The organism is Pseudomonas jessenii (genome assembly GCF_002236115.1).
GTDB classification, from domain to species: Bacteria; Pseudomonadota; Gammaproteobacteria; order Pseudomonadales; family Pseudomonadaceae; genus Aquipseudomonas; species Aquipseudomonas jessenii.
Window position 1 is genome coordinate 286340 of record NZ_NIWT01000008.1, and the last position, 17435, is coordinate 303774.

At 60.8% G+C, this 17435-nt stretch carries 17 protein-coding genes; 8 read left to right on the forward strand and 9 right to left on the reverse strand.

The window, feature by feature from the left end; genetic code table 11:
- Positions 1 to 9: 9 nt before the first annotated feature.
- From PSJE_RS26320 to PSJE_RS26330, 3 genes are all read right to left on the reverse strand, one after another.
- On the reverse strand, positions 10 to 1227 hold the full coding sequence (locus PSJE_RS26320) for a cytochrome c biogenesis protein DipZ (protein WP_090454766.1): 1218 nt from the start codon (positions 1225 to 1227) through the stop codon (positions 10 to 12).
- 145 nt (positions 1228 to 1372) lie between these two features.
- A complete protein-coding gene (locus PSJE_RS26325; RefSeq protein ID WP_090454765.1) occupies positions 1373 to 1627 on the reverse strand; it encodes a hypothetical protein in 255 nt (84 codons plus the stop codon).
- A gap of 48 nt (positions 1628 to 1675) precedes the next feature.
- Positions 1676 to 1939 (reverse strand): DUF2790 domain-containing protein, encoded by a 264-nt coding sequence (locus PSJE_RS26330; protein WP_057715446.1) that lies wholly within the window; start codon positions 1937 to 1939, stop codon positions 1676 to 1678.
- A gap of 306 nt (positions 1940 to 2245) precedes the next feature.
- Between PSJE_RS26330 and PSJE_RS26335 the strand changes: the two genes are divergently transcribed.
- The gene (locus tag PSJE_RS26335) at positions 2246 to 2986 is read left to right on the forward strand and encodes a response regulator (RefSeq protein WP_008023822.1); all 741 of its coding nucleotides are present in this window, start codon (positions 2246 to 2248) and stop codon (positions 2984 to 2986) included.
- Entirely contained in the window at positions 2983 to 4314 is a 1332-nt protein-coding gene (locus PSJE_RS26340; protein WP_090454763.1) for an ATP-binding protein, read from the forward strand. Before PSJE_RS26335 ends, PSJE_RS26340 begins: the two co-directional genes overlap by 4 nt.
- 81 nt (positions 4315 to 4395) lie before the next feature.
- Here the strand turns inward: PSJE_RS26340 and PSJE_RS26345 are convergent, their stop codons facing one another.
- Entirely contained in the window at positions 4396 to 5721 is a 1326-nt protein-coding gene (locus tag PSJE_RS26345; RefSeq protein ID WP_090454761.1) for an OprD family porin, read from the reverse strand.
- Positions 5722 to 6051: 330 nt separating this feature from the next.
- Between PSJE_RS26345 and PSJE_RS26350 the strand changes: the two genes are divergently transcribed.
- Positions 6052 to 6672 carry a glutathione S-transferase family protein gene (locus PSJE_RS26350; RefSeq protein WP_090454759.1) on the forward strand — a complete coding sequence of 207 codons (621 nt, stop codon included), beginning with the start codon at positions 6052 to 6054 and terminating at the stop codon, positions 6670 to 6672.
- A gap of 69 nt (positions 6673 to 6741) precedes the next feature.
- Here the strand turns inward: PSJE_RS26350 and PSJE_RS26355 are convergent, their stop codons facing one another.
- Positions 6742 to 8148, reverse strand: coding sequence for a purine-cytosine permease family protein (locus PSJE_RS26355; RefSeq protein ID WP_090454757.1), 1407 nt, complete (start codon positions 8146 to 8148; stop codon positions 6742 to 6744).
- A 323-nt stretch (positions 8149 to 8471) separates the two neighbouring features.
- Between PSJE_RS26355 and PSJE_RS26360 the strand changes: the two genes are divergently transcribed.
- The 5 genes from PSJE_RS26360 to PSJE_RS26375 all read left to right on the forward strand — a co-directional run bounded on the left by PSJE_RS26360 (position 8472) and on the right by PSJE_RS26375 (position 12665).
- Positions 8472 to 8957 (forward strand): flavin reductase family protein, encoded by a 486-nt coding sequence (locus tag PSJE_RS26360; protein WP_057715451.1) that lies wholly within the window; start codon positions 8472 to 8474, stop codon positions 8955 to 8957.
- Between the two features lie 210 nt (positions 8958 to 9167).
- Positions 9168 to 10211 carry an LLM class flavin-dependent oxidoreductase gene (locus PSJE_RS26365; protein WP_046043514.1) on the forward strand — a complete coding sequence of 348 codons (1044 nt, stop codon included), beginning with the start codon at positions 9168 to 9170 and terminating at the stop codon, positions 10209 to 10211.
- Between the two features lie 166 nt (positions 10212 to 10377).
- On the forward strand, positions 10378 to 10527 hold the full coding sequence (locus tag PSJE_RS31390; RefSeq protein WP_167362844.1) for a hypothetical protein: 150 nt from the start codon (positions 10378 to 10380) through the stop codon (positions 10525 to 10527).
- Positions 10528 to 10617: 90 nt separating this feature from the next.
- A complete protein-coding gene (locus tag PSJE_RS26370) occupies positions 10618 to 11295 on the forward strand; it encodes a cysteine hydrolase family protein (protein ID WP_090454755.1) in 678 nt (225 codons plus the stop codon).
- A gap of 5 nt (positions 11296 to 11300) precedes the next feature.
- Entirely contained in the window at positions 11301 to 12665 is a 1365-nt protein-coding gene (locus tag PSJE_RS26375) for a purine-cytosine permease family protein (RefSeq protein WP_090454753.1), read from the forward strand.
- 183 nt (positions 12666 to 12848) lie between these two features.
- Here the strand turns inward: PSJE_RS26375 and PSJE_RS26380 are convergent, their stop codons facing one another.
- The 4 genes from PSJE_RS26380 to PSJE_RS26395 all read right to left on the reverse strand — a co-directional run bounded on the left by PSJE_RS26380 (position 12849) and on the right by PSJE_RS26395 (position 17426).
- Positions 12849 to 14195, reverse strand: coding sequence for a glutamine synthetase family protein (locus tag PSJE_RS26380; RefSeq protein WP_090454751.1), 1347 nt, complete (start codon positions 14193 to 14195; stop codon positions 12849 to 12851).
- A gap of 20 nt (positions 14196 to 14215) precedes the next feature.
- Entirely contained in the window at positions 14216 to 14770 is a 555-nt protein-coding gene (locus tag PSJE_RS26385; protein WP_008000492.1) for a helix-turn-helix domain-containing protein, read from the reverse strand.
- A gap of 25 nt (positions 14771 to 14795) precedes the next feature.
- Positions 14796 to 16085, reverse strand: coding sequence for an NAD(P)/FAD-dependent oxidoreductase (locus tag PSJE_RS26390; RefSeq protein ID WP_090454749.1), 1290 nt, complete (start codon positions 16083 to 16085; stop codon positions 14796 to 14798).
- A gap of 138 nt (positions 16086 to 16223) precedes the next feature.
- Complete coding sequence (locus PSJE_RS26395; RefSeq protein ID WP_090454747.1) at positions 16224 to 17426, reverse strand: NAD(P)/FAD-dependent oxidoreductase; 1203 nt, start codon at positions 17424 to 17426, stop codon at positions 16224 to 16226.
- Between the last annotated feature and the right edge of the window lie 9 nt (positions 17427 to 17435).

A 17435-nucleotide genomic window follows, 5' to 3' on the forward strand; every position in this document is an offset into this window, starting at 1 on the left:
TCGAGCAAGTTACGCCGCTGGCGTGCCGGCCTTGGCCTCCTCCAGCAACTGCTGAATCATTTTTTCCTGAGTGTCGTAGCTGCCTTCACCGAAGTGGGTGTAACGCACCTGCCCCTTGGCATCGATCAGGTAGTGCGCCGGCCAGTACTGGTTGTCGAAGTTGCGCCAGATCGCGTAGTTGTTGTCGATCGCCACCGGGTAGGTGATGCCGTATTCCTTCACCTTGGCCCTGACGTTGTCGATGATGCGCTCAAAGCCGTATTCAGGCGTGTGCACGCCGATCACCACCAGCCCGTCCTTTTCGTATTTCTTCGCCCATTCCTTCACGTACGGCAGGGTGTGCTTGCAGTTGATGCAGTCGAAGGTCCAGAAGTCCACCAGCACAACCTTGCCTTTCAGGGCCTCGTTGCTCAGTGCCGGCGAGTTGAGCCATTCCACCGCGCCGGACAGCGAGGGCATGGCGCCTTGGGCATCGCCCATGGTGCTGTCTGCCCTGACCTTGCTGACCAGGTAATCGACGACTTTCGGCACGGCTTCCAGCACGCCTTTCTCCACACTGTTGACACCTTCCGATGAGGTGTTGGCCAGCAACAGGTCATTGGCCCCCGTTGCAATCACCGCCGCACCGGCGAGCACCGCAACCCCGGCGCCACGGCGCAACCAGCCGGTGACCGGAATCGACGGTTTCAAGCGATTGACCAGGCCGCGCCCGGCAAAGATCAAGATGCCCAGGGACAGCGCACTGCCCGCGCCATAGGCCACCAGCAACAGACTGGTGCCGGCGTTCGCACCTTGCAGCATGGCGCTGGTGAGAATCACGCCGAGGATCGGCCCCGCGCAGGGTGCCCAGAGCAGCCCGGTGGCGACACCGATCATGATCGAAGCCAGCGGCCCGGACATCTTGCGCGAGTCTGGGTCGATGCGATTGCCCAGCAGCACGAAGGGACGGGCCAGCCAGTCACCGACCCGGGCGGAGATCAGCGACAGGGCGAACAGCACCATCACCGCCAGCGCTACGTGGTGGCCGGTGTTGCTGGCCTGTATCACCCACTCGCTGCTGACCACGGCCAGGCTGGAGACCAGGGCAAAGGTCAGGACCATGCCACCGAGGGTCAGCAGGATCGAGGAGCGTGTACGGTCGGCCCCGGCAAACAGGAATGGCACGACCGGCAGGATGCACGGGCTGAGGACGGTCAATATGCCGCCCAGGAAAGCGATGAGTAACATGGGATCACCTAATGCAAATTAGAGGGCAACACATCACCACTGTAGGAGCGAGCCTGCTCGCGATGGCGTCCGGTCAGGCGACACATCGTTGACTGAACCATCGCTATCGCGAGCAAGCTCGCTCCCACAGTGGATCGGGGTGTTCTCAAGCCGTCTGCTCATCCAGCAACTGCCCCTGAGGCGTGCGGCTGGAACCGTTCTCGGCGAGCATCTGCCCCTGCGGCGTGCGGCTGGAACCGTCTTGCGCCAGGAAGCCCTGGGTGCCCTTCTCTGCTACCGGCGTGAGCTGGAAGCAGGTGTTGCTGGCGCAGGCGCTTTGCTCGACAGCGGCGTTGGCATGGGCCGCCGCACCGGCGGCGGAAAAGACGATGGCGGTCAAGTAGCGGGTAACGTTGTTCATGATGTCCTTCCAGTTGCAAATGGATTTGGCGGGGGTTGATCGCGACACTCAGTTTTCCGAATTGCAGTTGTCGGCGAATTTGCTGTAATCCAGCACCTGGGTTTTTGACTGGGAGTCGAGGTACGTCAGCCGCGCATTCACCACGCCGCAGGAAGGCGTAGTGTCCTCGGTCAGCGACACCACTTTCCTGATATCCAGTTGGGTGCCATAGGTGTAGGTTCTGGGAGCGACATCGGCTTCGGCACGGGCCGACAAGGTGCAGATGTTCAGTGCGGCAAACAGGCAGGCTGCGTAGATGGCTTTGGTGTTCATGGCGGACTCCTCAAGGTTTCAACAGGTCAACTGTTCGTTGGGCCGAGGCGCTCTGGTTTGCCTCGATGGAACCTATTAAAAGCCTGCGAGGTATCTCGTCTGTGTCGGGAATCGGCGAGAATCAATCGGTACGTATCAGAACGGTGCCTGGATACAAAGCAATACAAAACCGCTGGAAATCGGCTTTTTTGCCTTCGTGTGTATCCGCAGGCAAGCCGGATACACTGCAATACAAAGGGCGGCAGGCGAGCCCGCCCAGGCTCGATAGACTGTGTGGCATTCCCCATTCACCAGAGGTTTGGCCCAATGGATCACGTTGATCACATCCTCATCGTTGACGATGACCGCGAAATCCGCGAACTGGTTGGCAACTACCTGAAGAAGAACGGCCTGCGCACCACGGTCGTGGCGGATGGACGGCAGATGCGCGCCTTTCTGGAAACCACCCCGGTGGACCTGATCGTGCTGGACATCATGATGCCGGGTGACGATGGCCTGCTGCTCTGCCGCGAACTGCGCGCCGGCAAGCACAAGGCCACGCCAGTGCTGATGCTCACCGCCCGCAACGATGAAACCGATCGCATCCTCGGCCTGGAAATGGGTGCCGACGACTATCTGGTCAAGCCATTCGCTGCCCGTGAACTGCTGGCGCGGATCAACGCGGTGCTGCGACGCACCCGCATGCTGCCACCGAACCTGGTGGTGACCGAAGCCAGCCGCCTGTTGGCCTTTGGGCGCTGGCGTCTGGACACCTCGGCCCGTCACCTGCTCGATGCAGACGGCACCATGGTGGCCCTGAGCGGTGCTGAATATCGATTGCTGCGGGTGTTTCTCGACCATCCACAACGGGTGCTCAACCGCGATCAATTGCTCAATCTGACCCAGGGCCGCGACGCCGACCTGTTCGACCGTTCCATCGATCTTTTGGTCAGTCGTTTGCGCCAGCGCTTGCTCGACGACGCTCGCGAACCGGCCTACATCAAGACCGTGCGCAGCGAAGGCTATGTGTTTTCCCTGCCGGTGGAAATCCTGGGCGATCAATCATGACCCTGGCGCTGCATTGGCCGCGGACCCTGGCCTCGCGGCTGTCGCTGATATTCCTGATCGGCCTGATCCTCGCCCAGGCGCTGTCCTTCGGCGCGCAGTACTACGAACGCTACGAGTCCTCGAAAAACACCATGCTCGGCAACCTGGAAACCGACGTTTCCACGTCCGTTGCCATCCTCGACCGCTTGCCCGCCGATGAGCGAGCCGCCTGGCTCAAACAACTGGAGCGGCGCAATTACAGTTACATGCTCAATGAGGGGTCGCCGGGCACGCCCATCCGCACCGACATGCCCGATGCGCCCATTGCCATTGCCTCGATCAAAGACGCCATCGGCCACGATTACCCGATGACCTTTACCGACATCCCCGGGCCGAAAAAACATTTCCAGGTGCACTTGAACCTGGCCGATGGCAGCCCGCTGACCATCGACGTCCGCCCGGCGATGGTGCCGTTGTCGCCCTGGCTGCCCGTCGTGTTGCTCGGGCAACTGGCGCTGATGCTGGCCTGCTCCTGGCTGGCGGTCAGAATCGCCATCCGCCCCCTCACCCGCCTCGCCGGTGCCGTCGAAACCCTGGACCCCAACGCCCATCCCGTACTCCTGGACGAAAAAGGCCCGACCGAAGTCGCCCACGCCGCCAAGGCCTTCAACGCGATGCAGGCACGCATCGCGGCGTACCTGAAGGAACGCATGCAATTGCTCGCGGCAATCTCCCACGATCTGCAAACCCCGATCACCCGCATGAAACTGCGCGCCGAGTTCATGGACGACTCCAGCGAAAAAGACAAACTGTGGAACGACCTGGGCGAAATGGAACACCTGGTGCGCGAAGGCGTGGCCTACGCCCGCAGCATCCACGGTGCCACCGAAGAAAGCCGCCGCACCGACCTCGACTCGTTCCTCGACAGCCTGGTGTTCGACTATCAGGACGTGGGCAAGGATGTTCAGCTCAGCGGCAAGAGTGCCGCCGTCATCGACACACGCCCCCACGCCTTGCGCCGGGTGCTGGTCAACCTGACGGACAACGCATTGAAGTTTGCCGGTGCCGCCGAGTTGCGGGTGCAAAAGCAGGCCGATGGCAACCTCTCGATCAAGATCCTCGACCGTGGTCCGGGGATCGCCGAGGAAGAACTCAAGCAAGTGATGGAACCGTTCTACCGCGTTGAGAATTCCCGCAACCGCAGCACCGGCGGCACCGGGCTGGGGCTGGCGATCGCCCAGCAACTGGCGGTCGCGATTGGAGGCTCCTTGACCTTGAGCAATCGCGAAGGGGGCGGGTTGTGTGCGGAGTTGCGATTGCCGGGGCAGAAGGGTTTGGCTCAGGGGTGAGAATGCCGGACCAACCGTAGAAAATGGTCGGCTGTCAGGCCGCCTTCGCGGGCAAACCCGCACACAGGGGGTGCGCCGTGATTACAACAACGACAAGGTGTAATTGATGATGAACCGGTTCTGATCCACGTTGCGCCCGGCATCGGTATTGGACTTGGCGTTACGCAGTGTGAACCCCAGCCCCTTGAACGTGCCCGATTGCAACACGTAGTCCAGGGTCATGTCGCGCTCCCACTCGGACTGGTCACTGGCGTTTTGCGCCTTGATGTCCGTGCCCTTCAGATACACGATCGAGGCTTTCAGGCCCGGCACGCCCAAGGGCGCGAAGTCGTAGGTGTATTGGCCGAAATTCGTCTGCTCGCCGGCCCGGGCAAAGTTCTGGATCATCTTGTCGGTGGGCAGGTAGACACTGCCGCCGCCCGCCCCCTTGTCCACCAGGCTGCCCTGGTTGGGCTGGACGAAGTTGCTGCCATCGCCCACACGTTGATGCCCCACCGACACTGCGTGACCACCGTGGCTGTAGGTGACCATCGCGGCCCAGGTGCTGTTGTCGATTTCACCATCGTTGTCGTCGGTGTAGCCCGATACCCGATAGCCTTGCGCGCGGCCGGAGGCAGAGCTGTTGGCACCGCTCGATGTGGTACGGAAGTAACGCAGGTCGGTGGTGAGCGAGCTTGCGCTGTCGATGAACAGGATGTGCGTCAGGCCGAGGAAGTTCTGGTTGTAGAAGTCTTCCAGCTGCGCGAAGTAATACTGGGTCTTCAGGTTCCTGGCGAGGTTGTAGTCACCGCCGGCGTAGTAGAACTTGTTGCTGTCCCGCGTGCTGCCGGCGACCGACAAACCTGTGCGGTCCGTCGAGGCGCGCCCTACCGCGTGCTCCAGCACCCCGCCGGTCAACGTCAGGCCATCGATGTCGTTCGAGGTGACCTGCGCGCCGGTAAACGATTGCGGCAACACACGGGCATCGTTCGCCAGAAGGATCGGCAATTTCGGCAGCAAGGTACCGTAGCGAAATTCAGTCTTGGCCAGGCGCATTTTCGCCGTAGGGCCGAAGCTGCTCCAGGCATCGGCCGCGCCGTCGCCGTCAGAGGGAATCATGCCGCTACCGACGTGGCGCCCCGCTCCGCTGTCCAGCGTGATGCCGAGCAACGCCTGGGCGTCGAGCCCGAACCCCACCGCGCCCTGCGTAAACCCGGACTCATAGCGCAACACGAAACCCTGGACCGCCTCTTCGGTTTTCGAGGGGGCAGCACTGCCATCGCGATTGTCGCTGTTGAAGTACAGAGTGCGAATCGACAGGCTGGCCTTGCTGTCTTCCAGAAAGCCATGGCCTGCGGTATCGGCAGCCTGTGCGCACACCGAACTGGTGGCCAGCAGGACTGCGGTGGGAATCGCTCGTTTGAACATAGGGGGCTCCTGGGTGTTTCTTATCGTTATTTGAAGGTTTTCACCGCCAGACAGGACCCGATTGCCGCCCACGCAACAGCGCTCGATGAGTGACATGAGTCATCGGACGTTCGAGGTGAGGGTTGACTGACTGGCTTGTGAAACTCTTAAAACACTTCGAGAGGCTATTATCAAACGCGGTGAAAGTAGTTTTCGTACAGGGATAAGCCTTGTCGCACAGGGGTATGGACGATCACTGTTTTTGAATATCGGTGCGGCGGATTTTCATCATACTGACTTCATCGGCAGCGATCGGTGGCTGCTGGTATGTCACTACAAGAGCAATGCCCCATGAACGATCAAATCGAACTTTACGGCGCGAACACCGGCAACAGCCTGAGGGCCGCGATTGCCCTGGAAGAGTCGGGCATCGCCTATACGGCACGCAAGCTCGACCTGTATGCACAGGAGCACCGTGGACCGGCCTTCCTGGCGCTTAACCCGGCCGGGAAAGTGCCGACCCTGATCGATCACGGGACAACTCCGGTGCTGGTCATCAACCAGTCCAACGCCATCATCCAGTACGCCGATTCCATTGCGCCCGGAAAGCTGGCACCGGCGCAGCCAGGACCTGATCGCACCCGGGTGATCGACCGCTATTTCTTTTTCGTGACCGATGTCATCGCCCCCAGCCACGCCGCCTTTTTTCTGCACCAGGCGGGGCAGACCAAGGCGGCGGCGATCATCGATCTGCGGGTGATTGAACAGCTCACCTACTCGGAAAGCTTTCTGACGGACGACTTCATGGCCGGAGCGCAGTTCTCCATGGCCGACATTTCGGCCTTCACCATTGCCACGGCGTTCCGTGATCGGCTGGACTGGAAGCAACTGCCTCAGCTATCACGCTGGTTCGACACAGTCGAAGCCAGGCCGGCAGTTCAACGCGGCCTGAATGTGTTCAACCATTCCTGAGCGTTCACCGAAAACAAAAATGCCCCCATGTCGCCGGGCATTTTCTGACGAACACGAAACGACTTTGCCTCAGTCGGTGTAGCCGAACTTCGCCGAACGGCTTTCCTGCGCCTGGCTTCGCGTAGCGAGGCAGTAATACAACGGGCACGTCACCACCAGCCCCACCAGCCACGACAGGTCCGCGCCCTCCACCAGATTGGCATACGGTCCGACGTACAGTGAAGTATTGGCGAATGGCAGTTGCACGATGATGCCGATGAAGTAGGCAATGATCGCATGCAGGTTGAAGCGACCGTAGATGCCGCCGTCGGCCCGGAAGATCGAGGCGATGTCATAGCGACGACGCTTGATCAGGTAAAAGTCGATCAGGTTGATCGAGGCCCACGGCACCAGCACCAGCAACAGCGCCAGAATCAGGCCGATGAATTGCGAAATGAAATTCGCCGAGGCACCCAGCGCCACCACGCAGCAACCCGCCAGCACGATGCCCGACAACACCACGCGCACCTTGATGCTGGGCGTCCATTGGCTGGCGAAGGTCTGGATCGAGGTGATGATCGACAGCACTGCGCCATACAGATTCAAGGCGTTGTGGCTGATGATGTTGAGCAGGAACAACACCATCAGGATCGGCCCCAGCCAACCGGTGGACTGCTTGACCGCCGCCATCGCCTCGGTGCCTTCCGGGGTTGCCAGTACCGCCACGGCGCCGAAGGTGAACGACAGGATCGTGCCCAGGGTCGCACCCAGGTAGGTGGCGAAGAACGGACGGGCGATGCCGATATCCGCCGGCAGGTAACGCGAGTAGTCCGACACATACGGCGAGAAGCTGATCTGCCAGATGATGCCCAGCGACACCGTGGCCAGCCAGCCGGACAGGTTGAATCCGCCGCGGGTGAAGAAGTCCGCCGGCAGATCATGGGCGAAGATATAGAGGAAACCGGCGAGCAAGGCACCGCCCATCACCCAGGTGCCGATGCGGTTCAGGGTATGGATGAAGCGATAACCGATCACCCCGATGGCCGTGGCGCTGAGGGCGCCGATGAGAATGCTGGCCGGCACCGGAACCGACGGCGCAATGCCGACAATCGATTTACCTGCCAGCACGATGTTGGAAATGAAGAAACCGATGTAAATCAATGCCGCGAAGAACACGATCAGCAGCGCGCCATAGCGGCCGAACTGACCACGGCTCTGCACCATCTGCGGGATGCCCATGCACGGTCCCTGGGCCGACGCCAGCGCAATCACTACGCCGCCGACCATGTGCCCGAGGGCTATCGCCAGCAACCCCCAGAACAGGTTGAGGTGGAACACCTGGACCACCATGGCGCCGGTGACGATGGGCAGTGGCGCGATGTTGGTGCTGAACCACAGGGTGAAGAGATCGCGGGCCTTCCCGTGGCGCTCTGCGAGTGGAACGTAGTCGACCGTATGGTTCTCGATCAACGGGTCTTGCCGGGACATCTGGGACATGTGCATGAACTCGAGTTTGTCTGTTCTTATCTTTGTATGAAGCCAAACCGGGGGGACTCTCTGGCCGCCCCTCAGATGCGGACCATATTATGGTATTCCAAACTTTAAACAAGACTGATCCGGTCTTTGAACAAGCATCTGAGCCGGCATCCTGCCCGATCCACGCCAGCGTTTGCTAGCTTAAAGCCCAGCAATCATTGGGTTACAGACGAAAGCCTTACGTTTATCGGTTCACCTAAAAAGACCTTGCAATCGATGTATTACGGTATACCATCAGACCTATAAACACATAAAAACGCGTCACACCACCCGAGGACCGTCCAATGATCGATGCCGCCATCTACAAACAAGTCATGGGTTCGTTCCCGTCCGGAGTGACCGTGATCACCACCCTGGATGACGACGGGCAAATCGTTGGCCTGACCGCCAGCGCCTTCAGTTCGTTGTCGATGGACCCGGCTCTGGTGCTGTTCTGCCCCAATTACAGCTCCGACTCCTACCCGGTTCTGATCAAGAACAAACGTTTTGCCATCCACGTGCTTTCCGGCGGCCAGCAAAGCGAAGCCTATGCCTTCGCGCGCAAAGGCAAGGACAAGGCCCAGGGGATCGAGTGGACGTTGAGCGAGCTGGGCAACCCGATTCTGGCCAATGCCACGGCGGTCATCGAATGTGAGCTGTGGCGCGAATATGAAGGCGGTGACCACGCCATCATGGTCGGCGCGGTGAAAAACCTGATCGTGCCCCGCCAGAGCAGCGGGCCACTGGTGTATTGCCACGGCAAGATGGGCGCCCTGCCCGTTCTGGCCTGATCTCCGCCTTGTGGGAGCGAGCCTGCTCGCGAAGACGGTTTGTCAGTCACATCCACATGGCCCGGCAGACCGCTTTCGCGAGCAAGCTCGCTCCCACAGGTTGCTCACTGACCAGTGAGAAACATTTGCACAGATCTTGTATTATGGTATACCAATAATCAACAGGCCCGCGATCGACTGGCCGACAACAATAGATCCGAGGTAAGCGTCATGAAGTTTTCCCTGTTCGTACACATGGAACGTTGGGACGAGAGCGTCAGCCACCGCCAGTTGTTCGAAGACCTGACCGAACTGACGCTGATGGCCGAGGCCGGTGGTTTCAGCACCGTGTGGATCGGTGAACACCACTCCATGGAATACACCATCTCGCCAAGCCCGATGCCGCTGCTGGCTTACCTGGCGGGCAAGACCACCACCATTCACCTGGGCGCCGGCACCATCATCGCGCCGTTCTGGCATCCGCTGCGGGTGGCCGGTGAATGCGCGTTGCTCGATGTGATCAGCAACGGACGCATGGAAGTCGGCCTGGCCCGTGGCGCCTACCAGATCGAGTTCGACCGTATGGCCGGCGGCATGCCGGCCTCCTCTGGCGGCCAGGCGTTGCGGGAAATGGTTCCGGTGGTGCGGGCTTTGTGGAACGGCGACTACGCCCATGACGGCGACATCTGGAAATTCCCGACCTCCACCAGCGTACCCAAGCCGATCCAGCAGCCGAACCCGCCGATGTGGATCGCCGCCCGCGACCCGGACTCGCACAACTTCGCCGTGGCCAACGGTTGCAACGTCATGGTCACGCCGTTGATGAAAGGCGACGAGGAAGTCCTCGACCTGAAGAACAAATTCCAGGCCGCGCTCGACAACAACCCCGGCGTGCCGCGACCGCAACTGATGGTACTGCGTCACACCCACGTGCACACCGCCGACGATCCTCAAGGCTGGGAAGTCGGGGCCAAGGCAATCTCCAGGTTCTATCGCACCTTCGATGCCTGGTTCGGCAACAAGACTACCCCGGTCAACGGCTTCCTCGCACCGAGCCCGGAAGAGAAATTCGCCGGTCGCCCTGAGTTCGAACTGGAAAGCCTGCACAAGACCGCCATGATCGGTACCCCGGAAGAAATCATTCCACGCATCAAGTACTACCAGGAACTGGGGGTCGACGAATTCAGCTTCTGGTGCGATAACAGCCTGCCCCACGCGGAAAAGAAAAAATCCCTGGAGCTGTTCATCAAGCACGTGGTGCCGGCGTTCCGCTGAATGCGCCACCCTGCTCCCCGGACGCGAAGCCGGGGGTCAGCACACCTCAACTGTGGGAGCGAGCTTGCTCGCGATGGACGCCAACGATAACGCGGGCCATCTGAAACACCGCGTTGCCTAGAGTTTTTCGCGAGCAGGCTCGCTCCTACAAGGGTCGATTCCAATGATGACTGGTCACCTCCCATCACTCGCCCTTCCCTCCGGCGCCGCGCGGGCTTACCTGCGCGGTGAATGGACCGCTTCGCACCTGCATTTCAAGCGCCTGCGCGCCAGCGTTTCGGCCAAGCAGAACGGCTTCTGGCAAATAGTTCACTGAGCCCACCCGAACAGCCAATCACGCACCCCGCGTCTCGCCATTGCATGGCGCGTACGGTGCATCGTGTTTCGTCTTGATCAGGTTTGCCCAATGAACAATAACAACGCGCTGTTGATCATCGACATGCAGCAGGAGGACGGCTTCGTCCTGGAAAACTTCGACACAGTGGCTACCAATACCGCCACCCTGCTCGATACCGCCCGCCGTCAGCGGATGCCTGTCATCTATACCCGCCACATCAATCAGGCCGACGGCAGTGACCTGCCCCACGGCGAACCGCTGGCCGCCGACGGTGGCCCCGGCAGTTACCGCGCCGGTACCCGCCAAGTGGAAATCATCGAGTCACTGACGCCGCAGCCCGGTGAATTGATCATCGACAAGGGCCGTTACAGTGCCTTCCACCGCACCGACCTCGATGCCCGACTCAAGGCAATGGAGGTCGACACGCTGATCGTCTGCGGCGTGTTGACCGACGTCTGCGTGCTGACCAGCGTGTTCGATGCCTTCGCCCTGGGTTATCGCGTGCGCCTGGTCAGCGATGCCTGCACCACGACCACCGAGGCCGGGCATTACTCGGCCCTGCTGATCATGGCCAACTGGGTCTACGCGCTGGAAATCCTCACCACGACCGAGTGCCAGCGCGCCCTGCAACAGCTCGATCACATCAGCCTGATCCCCGAGCAGCCGGACCTGTTTGCCCACCAGCCCCATGAGCTGCAAAGCACCATCGCCCGCCTGCAATCCCACCTCGTCCGGACTCAGGAGTGATCGCCATGCAAGTCGAAAAAAGAAGCATCGATTTCATCCCCGAAACCGAACGTCACGGCAAACCGGGTTCGCTGTTCTACATCTGGTTCGGCGCCAACATGAACATCACCACCATTGCATCCGGCGTGTTGCCGGTGGTGATGGGACTCAACCTGTTCTGGAGTGCGCTGGCAATCATCATCGGCTCGTTGCTGGGGGCGATTTTCATGGCCTCCCACTCGGCCCAGGGACCAAAGCTGGGCATTCCGCAAATGATCCAGAGCCGGGCACAATTCGGCGTGTTGGGGGCGGTGTTGCCGCTGCTGTTCGTGATGCTGATCTACCTGGGTTTCTTCGTCAGCAACACCTTGCTCGCGGCCCAGGCGCTGGAGTCCGTCAGCCCACTGCCGATGTCCGGCAATATCTACCTGATCGGCGCGTTGTGCTTCGTCGTCGCGCTCTATGGCTATCGGTTGATTCACCGCTTGCAGAAGCTGCTGTCGATTCTGTCGCTGGTGGTGTTCGTGGCCGCCACGGTGCTCGCCTTGCAGTTGCCGATCCCGGCCGAACAATGGCTGCCAACAGGCTTCTCGCTGTCGAAGTTCCTGGTGGCGGTGAGCATTGCCGTGACCTGGCAACTGTCCTATGCACCTTATGTCGCCGACTATTCGCGCTACCTGCCGAGCAGCACGCCCGCCGCCCAGGTGTTCTGGTACAGCTACGCCGGCACGGTCAGCGGCGGCGCGTGGATGATGATTCTCGGGGCAATCCTGAGCGTCGGCATCGGCGACTTTTCCAGCAACGTCGGCGGGCATGTCGCCGGCCTGTTCGGCGCTGGCGCGGTGCTGCTGTTCGCCTTCATCGTCTACGGCCAGGTGTCGATCAACGTGTTCAACCTGTACGGCGCGTTCATGTCGACCATCGCCGTGATCGAACCTTTCGCCCGGCTCAAGGTGACTCCGCGGGTACGCGGTGTGTTCATGCTGCTGATCAGCCTGGTGGCCACGGCCCTGTGCACCATCAGTCAGGACGACTTCATCAGCTTCTTCCTCAACTTCATCTTCTTCATGAGCTACTTCCTGATCCCGTGGACGGCGATCAATCTGGTGGACTACTACTGCCTGCGCAAAGGCCAGTACCGGATTGACGACATCTTCGACTTGAACGGGATCTACGGGCGGGTCAACCGGATTGCCTGCGGCAGTTTCCTGCTGGCGATTGCCCTGGAAATTCCGTTCATGAACACCACGCTGTATGTCGGCCCTGTGGCCACTGCGCTGGACGGGGTGGACCTGGCGTGGATCGTCGGGTTGCTGGTGCCGGCGCTGAGTTATTACTGGCTGATGAAGCTCGGCAAGCGAGCGCCGATGATGGAGTCAGCGGCCGACTAAATTCCAGGCAAAAAAAATCCCAGGCAGCTGATGGACGCCTGGGATTTAAAAATGCATAAACCGTGGTGGTGAACGCGGCGCGGATATTACGGAATATTTCGGCCTGTAACAAGATATTTTTATTCACTATCCAGTTACTAAACGCTCTAACCCATTAAATATCCACATATTTTCTAAGGGCGACTACAGGAACCAGCGATACTCCCGCGCGCTGATGTCATGCAAAAATGCCAGATGATCCTGACGCTTGTTTTCGCAGTAGACGTCCACGAACTCCGCCCCCAAGCCTTCGCGCAGCACTGCATGATTTTGCATGGACTGCACCGCTTCGAGCATTTCCAATGGAAAATCGATGCCACTGCCGCGGTCTTCGTTGAGCGGTGCAATCGGCTCGCGCTCCCCTTCCAGGCCTTGCTCCAACCCCACCAGAATCGCCGCCAACGCCAGATAAGGGTTGGCATCGGCGCCGGCCAGACGATGTTCAATGCGCAGGTTCTTGATGTCCGACTCCGGAATCCGCAAGCAGGCATCACGATCCTCGAAGCCCCAACTGGCACGGGACGCGACGTTCACCGTGCCGCTAAGGCGGCGCATGGCATTGTGGTTCGGGGCAAAAATCGGCATGCAGTGCGGCAACACATCCAGGCAACCGGCCACCGCATGGCGCAGCGCCCGCTGGCCGTTCGCCGCCAGCAGGTTGTTGCCGGCCTGGTCATACAGGCTGACATGCACGTGCATGCCGCTGCCGGGGTGTTGCAAGTAAGGTTTGGCCATGAAGCTGGCGCGGTAGTTGTGCTTGAGCGCCACGCCCCGGGTGCTGCGGCAGAACAGGGCCGCCCAGTCGGCGGCGCGCAGGCCGTCATCGCAATGGCCGAAGTTGATTTCGAACTGGCCCGGGCCGAGTTCGGCGGTGATCACCGTGGCATCGACGCCCTGGGCTCGAGCGGTCTCGACCATTTCATCGAGCACCGGGGCGAAGCGCGACAAGCGCTCGATGTGCATGTTCGGCTGATCGTCGGCATCGCCGGTCAACTCATCACGGGGAAATTGCGGCAAGCCGTCCTTCAAGCGGCTGTCGAACAGGTAAAACTCCAGCTCGAAGGCCACCACCGGGAAAATGCCTTTGCGGTGCAGACGGTCCAGCACCCGCGCCAGCACTTCACGGGGTTCGAATTCGATGGGTTTTTCGGTGCCGTCGGAGGTGATCAGCATCTGGCCCAAGGGCTGCTTTTCCCAGCTCACCAGCTTCAGCGTGCCGGGCACCAAACGGCGCAGCGCGTCCGGGTCACCATCGTTGAAGCAGTAATCGCCGATCTTGAACAGCCCACCCTGGGTGCCGAGCAGCACGCAGTTCTGCGGCAGCTTCAATGCACTGCCGGCAGCGACTTTTTCCAGCATCTCGATCGGGTAGCGCTTGCCGTAGAAATGCCCCGGAATGTCCAGGGAGATCAGGTCGACGTAGCGCACTTCGGGGTTGCAGTGGCGGAAGTTGCGAACCTCGGCCAGCAGTTCAGAGCACACAGCATCCATCGTTTTGTTCCTTGTTGTTATCAGGTGTAAACCCAAAGCACGCGGGTCAGTTGGTCGGACAGGTTGCCGTAGCGGCAGTGCGCATGGCTGGCCAGTTGAAAGCTGTCGCCGGGATGCAGGGTCACCGGTTCGTTGTCGTCGAGCCACAGGGTCAGTTCCCCTTCCAGGACATAACCGCCCTGCTCGGAGCTGTCCTTCATGTGCCGGTCACCGCTGCTGGCACCGGGTTCGAGCTGGCTTTCGAGCATCGAGAACGACGCGCGCATTTTCGGCGAAACGAGGATGTCGGTGATGCCGTCGGCGTAGTACAGCGTGCGGCGCTCGTCCGGGCGGGTAACCCAGGACAAGGCCATGGGTTTGGGCAGGCTGTAGAAATAGGTGGTCGGCACCCCCAGGGTTTCGCTGATGGCGGTCAGGTCCGCCACCGTCGGGCGCGACAGGCCGCGCTCGACCTGGGACAGAAAACCCACGGAGCGGCCAATTTTGTCCGCCAGTTCCTTCAGGGTGTACTTCTTGTGTTTGCGCAGGTCCTGGATCAGGATCGCCAGCGCCGAGATTTCTTCTTGCATGTCCATCTAGAGGCTTCCAGAAAGTGTCGCTTCAAATGCTGTCGCGCAGTCGATACCAGGCCTTGCCGATGGCTTCCAGCGGCGCGGCCAGGTATTTGCCGCCGGGAAAACTGCCGTTGTTCAGGCCCTGGTACAGGGACAGCTCGTCGGGCTGACCGAGTACCGCATCGGACACCGCCCTCGCCGCAGCCAGTGTCGGCAGCACGCCATGCCCGGAATACCCCTGCATCCAGTACAGATCGCCACGGCGGCCGATATCCGGTGTGCGCTTGAGGGTCAGGTCGATGTGGCCGCCCCAGGCAAACTCCAGGTCGACGCCGGTGAGTTGCGGGAACACGCGCTCCAGGAACGGCCGGGTCGCGGCAGCGATGTCCTTGGGCATGCCGCCCAGGTAAGTGCAACCGCCGCCGAACAGCAGGCGGTTATCCGGGGTGCGGCGGAAATAATCGAGCACGAACTGGTTGTCGGTCACGCACACATTGCTCGGCAACAGCGCGGTGGCTAACTCCTTCGTCAGCGGCGCGGTCGCGACCTGATACGTCCCGACCGGCAACACGCAACTGGCCAGTTGCGGGTCGAGTCGATCGAGGTAAGCGTTGCACGCCAGCACCAGCACATCGGCGCGAATACGACCGCGCTCGGTGGTCACCACAAATCCGTCGCCCTCCTCGCCATAGCTCAGCGCCTTGCTTTGCTCGTGGATGCGGCCACCGGCCCGCTCGATCGCATCCGCAAGGCCCAGGGCCAGTTTCAGCGGATTCAAATGCCCGCCCTCGGGATCGAACAGGCCGGCCTGATAACGCTCGCTGGCAACCCACTGCGGCAAATCGCTGCGCTCGATAAATTGCAGTTTGTCGTGGCCCCACTTGTGGCTGGCCTCGTGTTGCCATTCGGTCAGCAGGCCTACCCGACGGGGCATCACCGAGGTCCAGAGATGACCGGCGCGGTAGTCGCAATCGAACTCATGGCGGCCGGGCAAGTCACGCAGCTCCCGCGCGGCCCAGCGCATGCCGTCCCACAGGCGCCGCGCCCGTTCGTAACCCAGCGCCGCTTCCAGCGGTGGCATGTCGCACGACCAGCCGAGAATCGCCTGGCCGCCATTACGCCCGGACGCGGCCCAGGCCACCCGACTGGCTTCGAGCAAAGTCACGCGCTTGCCGGCCAGCGCCAGACGCAAAGCCGTGTGCAATCCACTGAACCCGGCCCCGATGATCAGCACTTCGGTGTCTTGTTCACCTTCCAGTGCAGCTCGATCGACCAGACGATCGGCGCAGGTATGGGCGTAGTAACTGGCGACATGCCGGGTGGATTGCTGAAACATACGGCCTCGTGAAATTTTGTATTTTTAATTTCATGAAAAAATACACGGTAAATTTCACACAAGCAATCAACGCGTAAAAAATCCCGCTCAGGCGAACCCGAGCGGGATGTTTTTATTCAGACGTGACGTTCGAATCAATCAGGCCACGGGAATCATCGGATCCGCCGAAGCCAGCGCCGAGGCGCGATCAGCCGCCGGTGGGTAGATCCACTGGGTGTTGATCTGAGTCTTCAATGCCTTGGCTTCGTGCTTGACCAACTTGACCTGACGATCCCAACCCTCGGTGTACACCGCGCCCCAAGCGCCCAGATCGAGGCAGGTCACGTATTTCGGCTGGCTGTACGGCGTCGGGTCGACACCGAGAAGCTGCGCGGCGACATTGTTGCCAGCATGGCGGCCCAGCGAAATAGCATGCTGACAGGTCATCAAGGCGTAGTTACCGATCTCGTCACTGGCCGCATAGGCGACGTCGCCGGTAGCGAAGATGTCGTTCTGGCCAATGACTTTCAGGTGCACGTCGACATGCAGACGGCCCAGGTGATCACGTTCGGCGGGAATCTGCTCGGTCAGGGAGCTGGCGCGAACGCCGGTGGTCCAGACCACGGTTTTTGCATCGATGCGCGCCCCGTCGGACAGGGTGACGCCGTCGGCATCGACCGACACAACCGAAGCTTTCAAGTGCCATTTCACGCCGGTCGCCACGCTGGCCTCGACTATCGATTCGGCGATTTGCTCACCCATCGAGCCGCCCACTTTATCGCCGCGGTCCACGATGATCACATTGATGTCGGCACGGTCGCCGAAGATGGCCCGCAGGCGAGTCGGCATTTCAGTCGCCGTTTCGATCCCGGTGAAACCGCCACCGGCCACCACCACCGTGTTGCGCGCCTTGCTTTCGGGCTGGCTGGCCAGCGCCTTGAGGTGGTTTTCCAGGCGAACGGCCTGCTCGATCTGATCGACATCGAAGGCATGTTCGGCCACGCCCGGAGTGCTCGACGAAGCCAGGCGACTGCCGGTAGCCAGAACGAGTTTGTCGTAGCTGCAGACTTGTCGGGTCCCTGCGGCATCGACATAGCCGACCTGCTTTTGCTCGACGTTGATGGTCTGCGCCGCGCCCTTGATGAACCTGACCCCTACAGCATCGAACAGATCGCCAATCGGCGCGGCCAGTTGATGGGCATTCGGTTCGTAGAAGCGCGGACGCACGCGGAGTTCGGCCTGAGGCGCCAGCACGGTCACTTCAACATCGTTGTGACCGTAAATGTCGAACAGGCGCGTTGCACTCAATGCGGTCCACATGCCACCGAAACCTGCGCCGATCACCAGAATGTGCTGTTTCATTTTTTGACT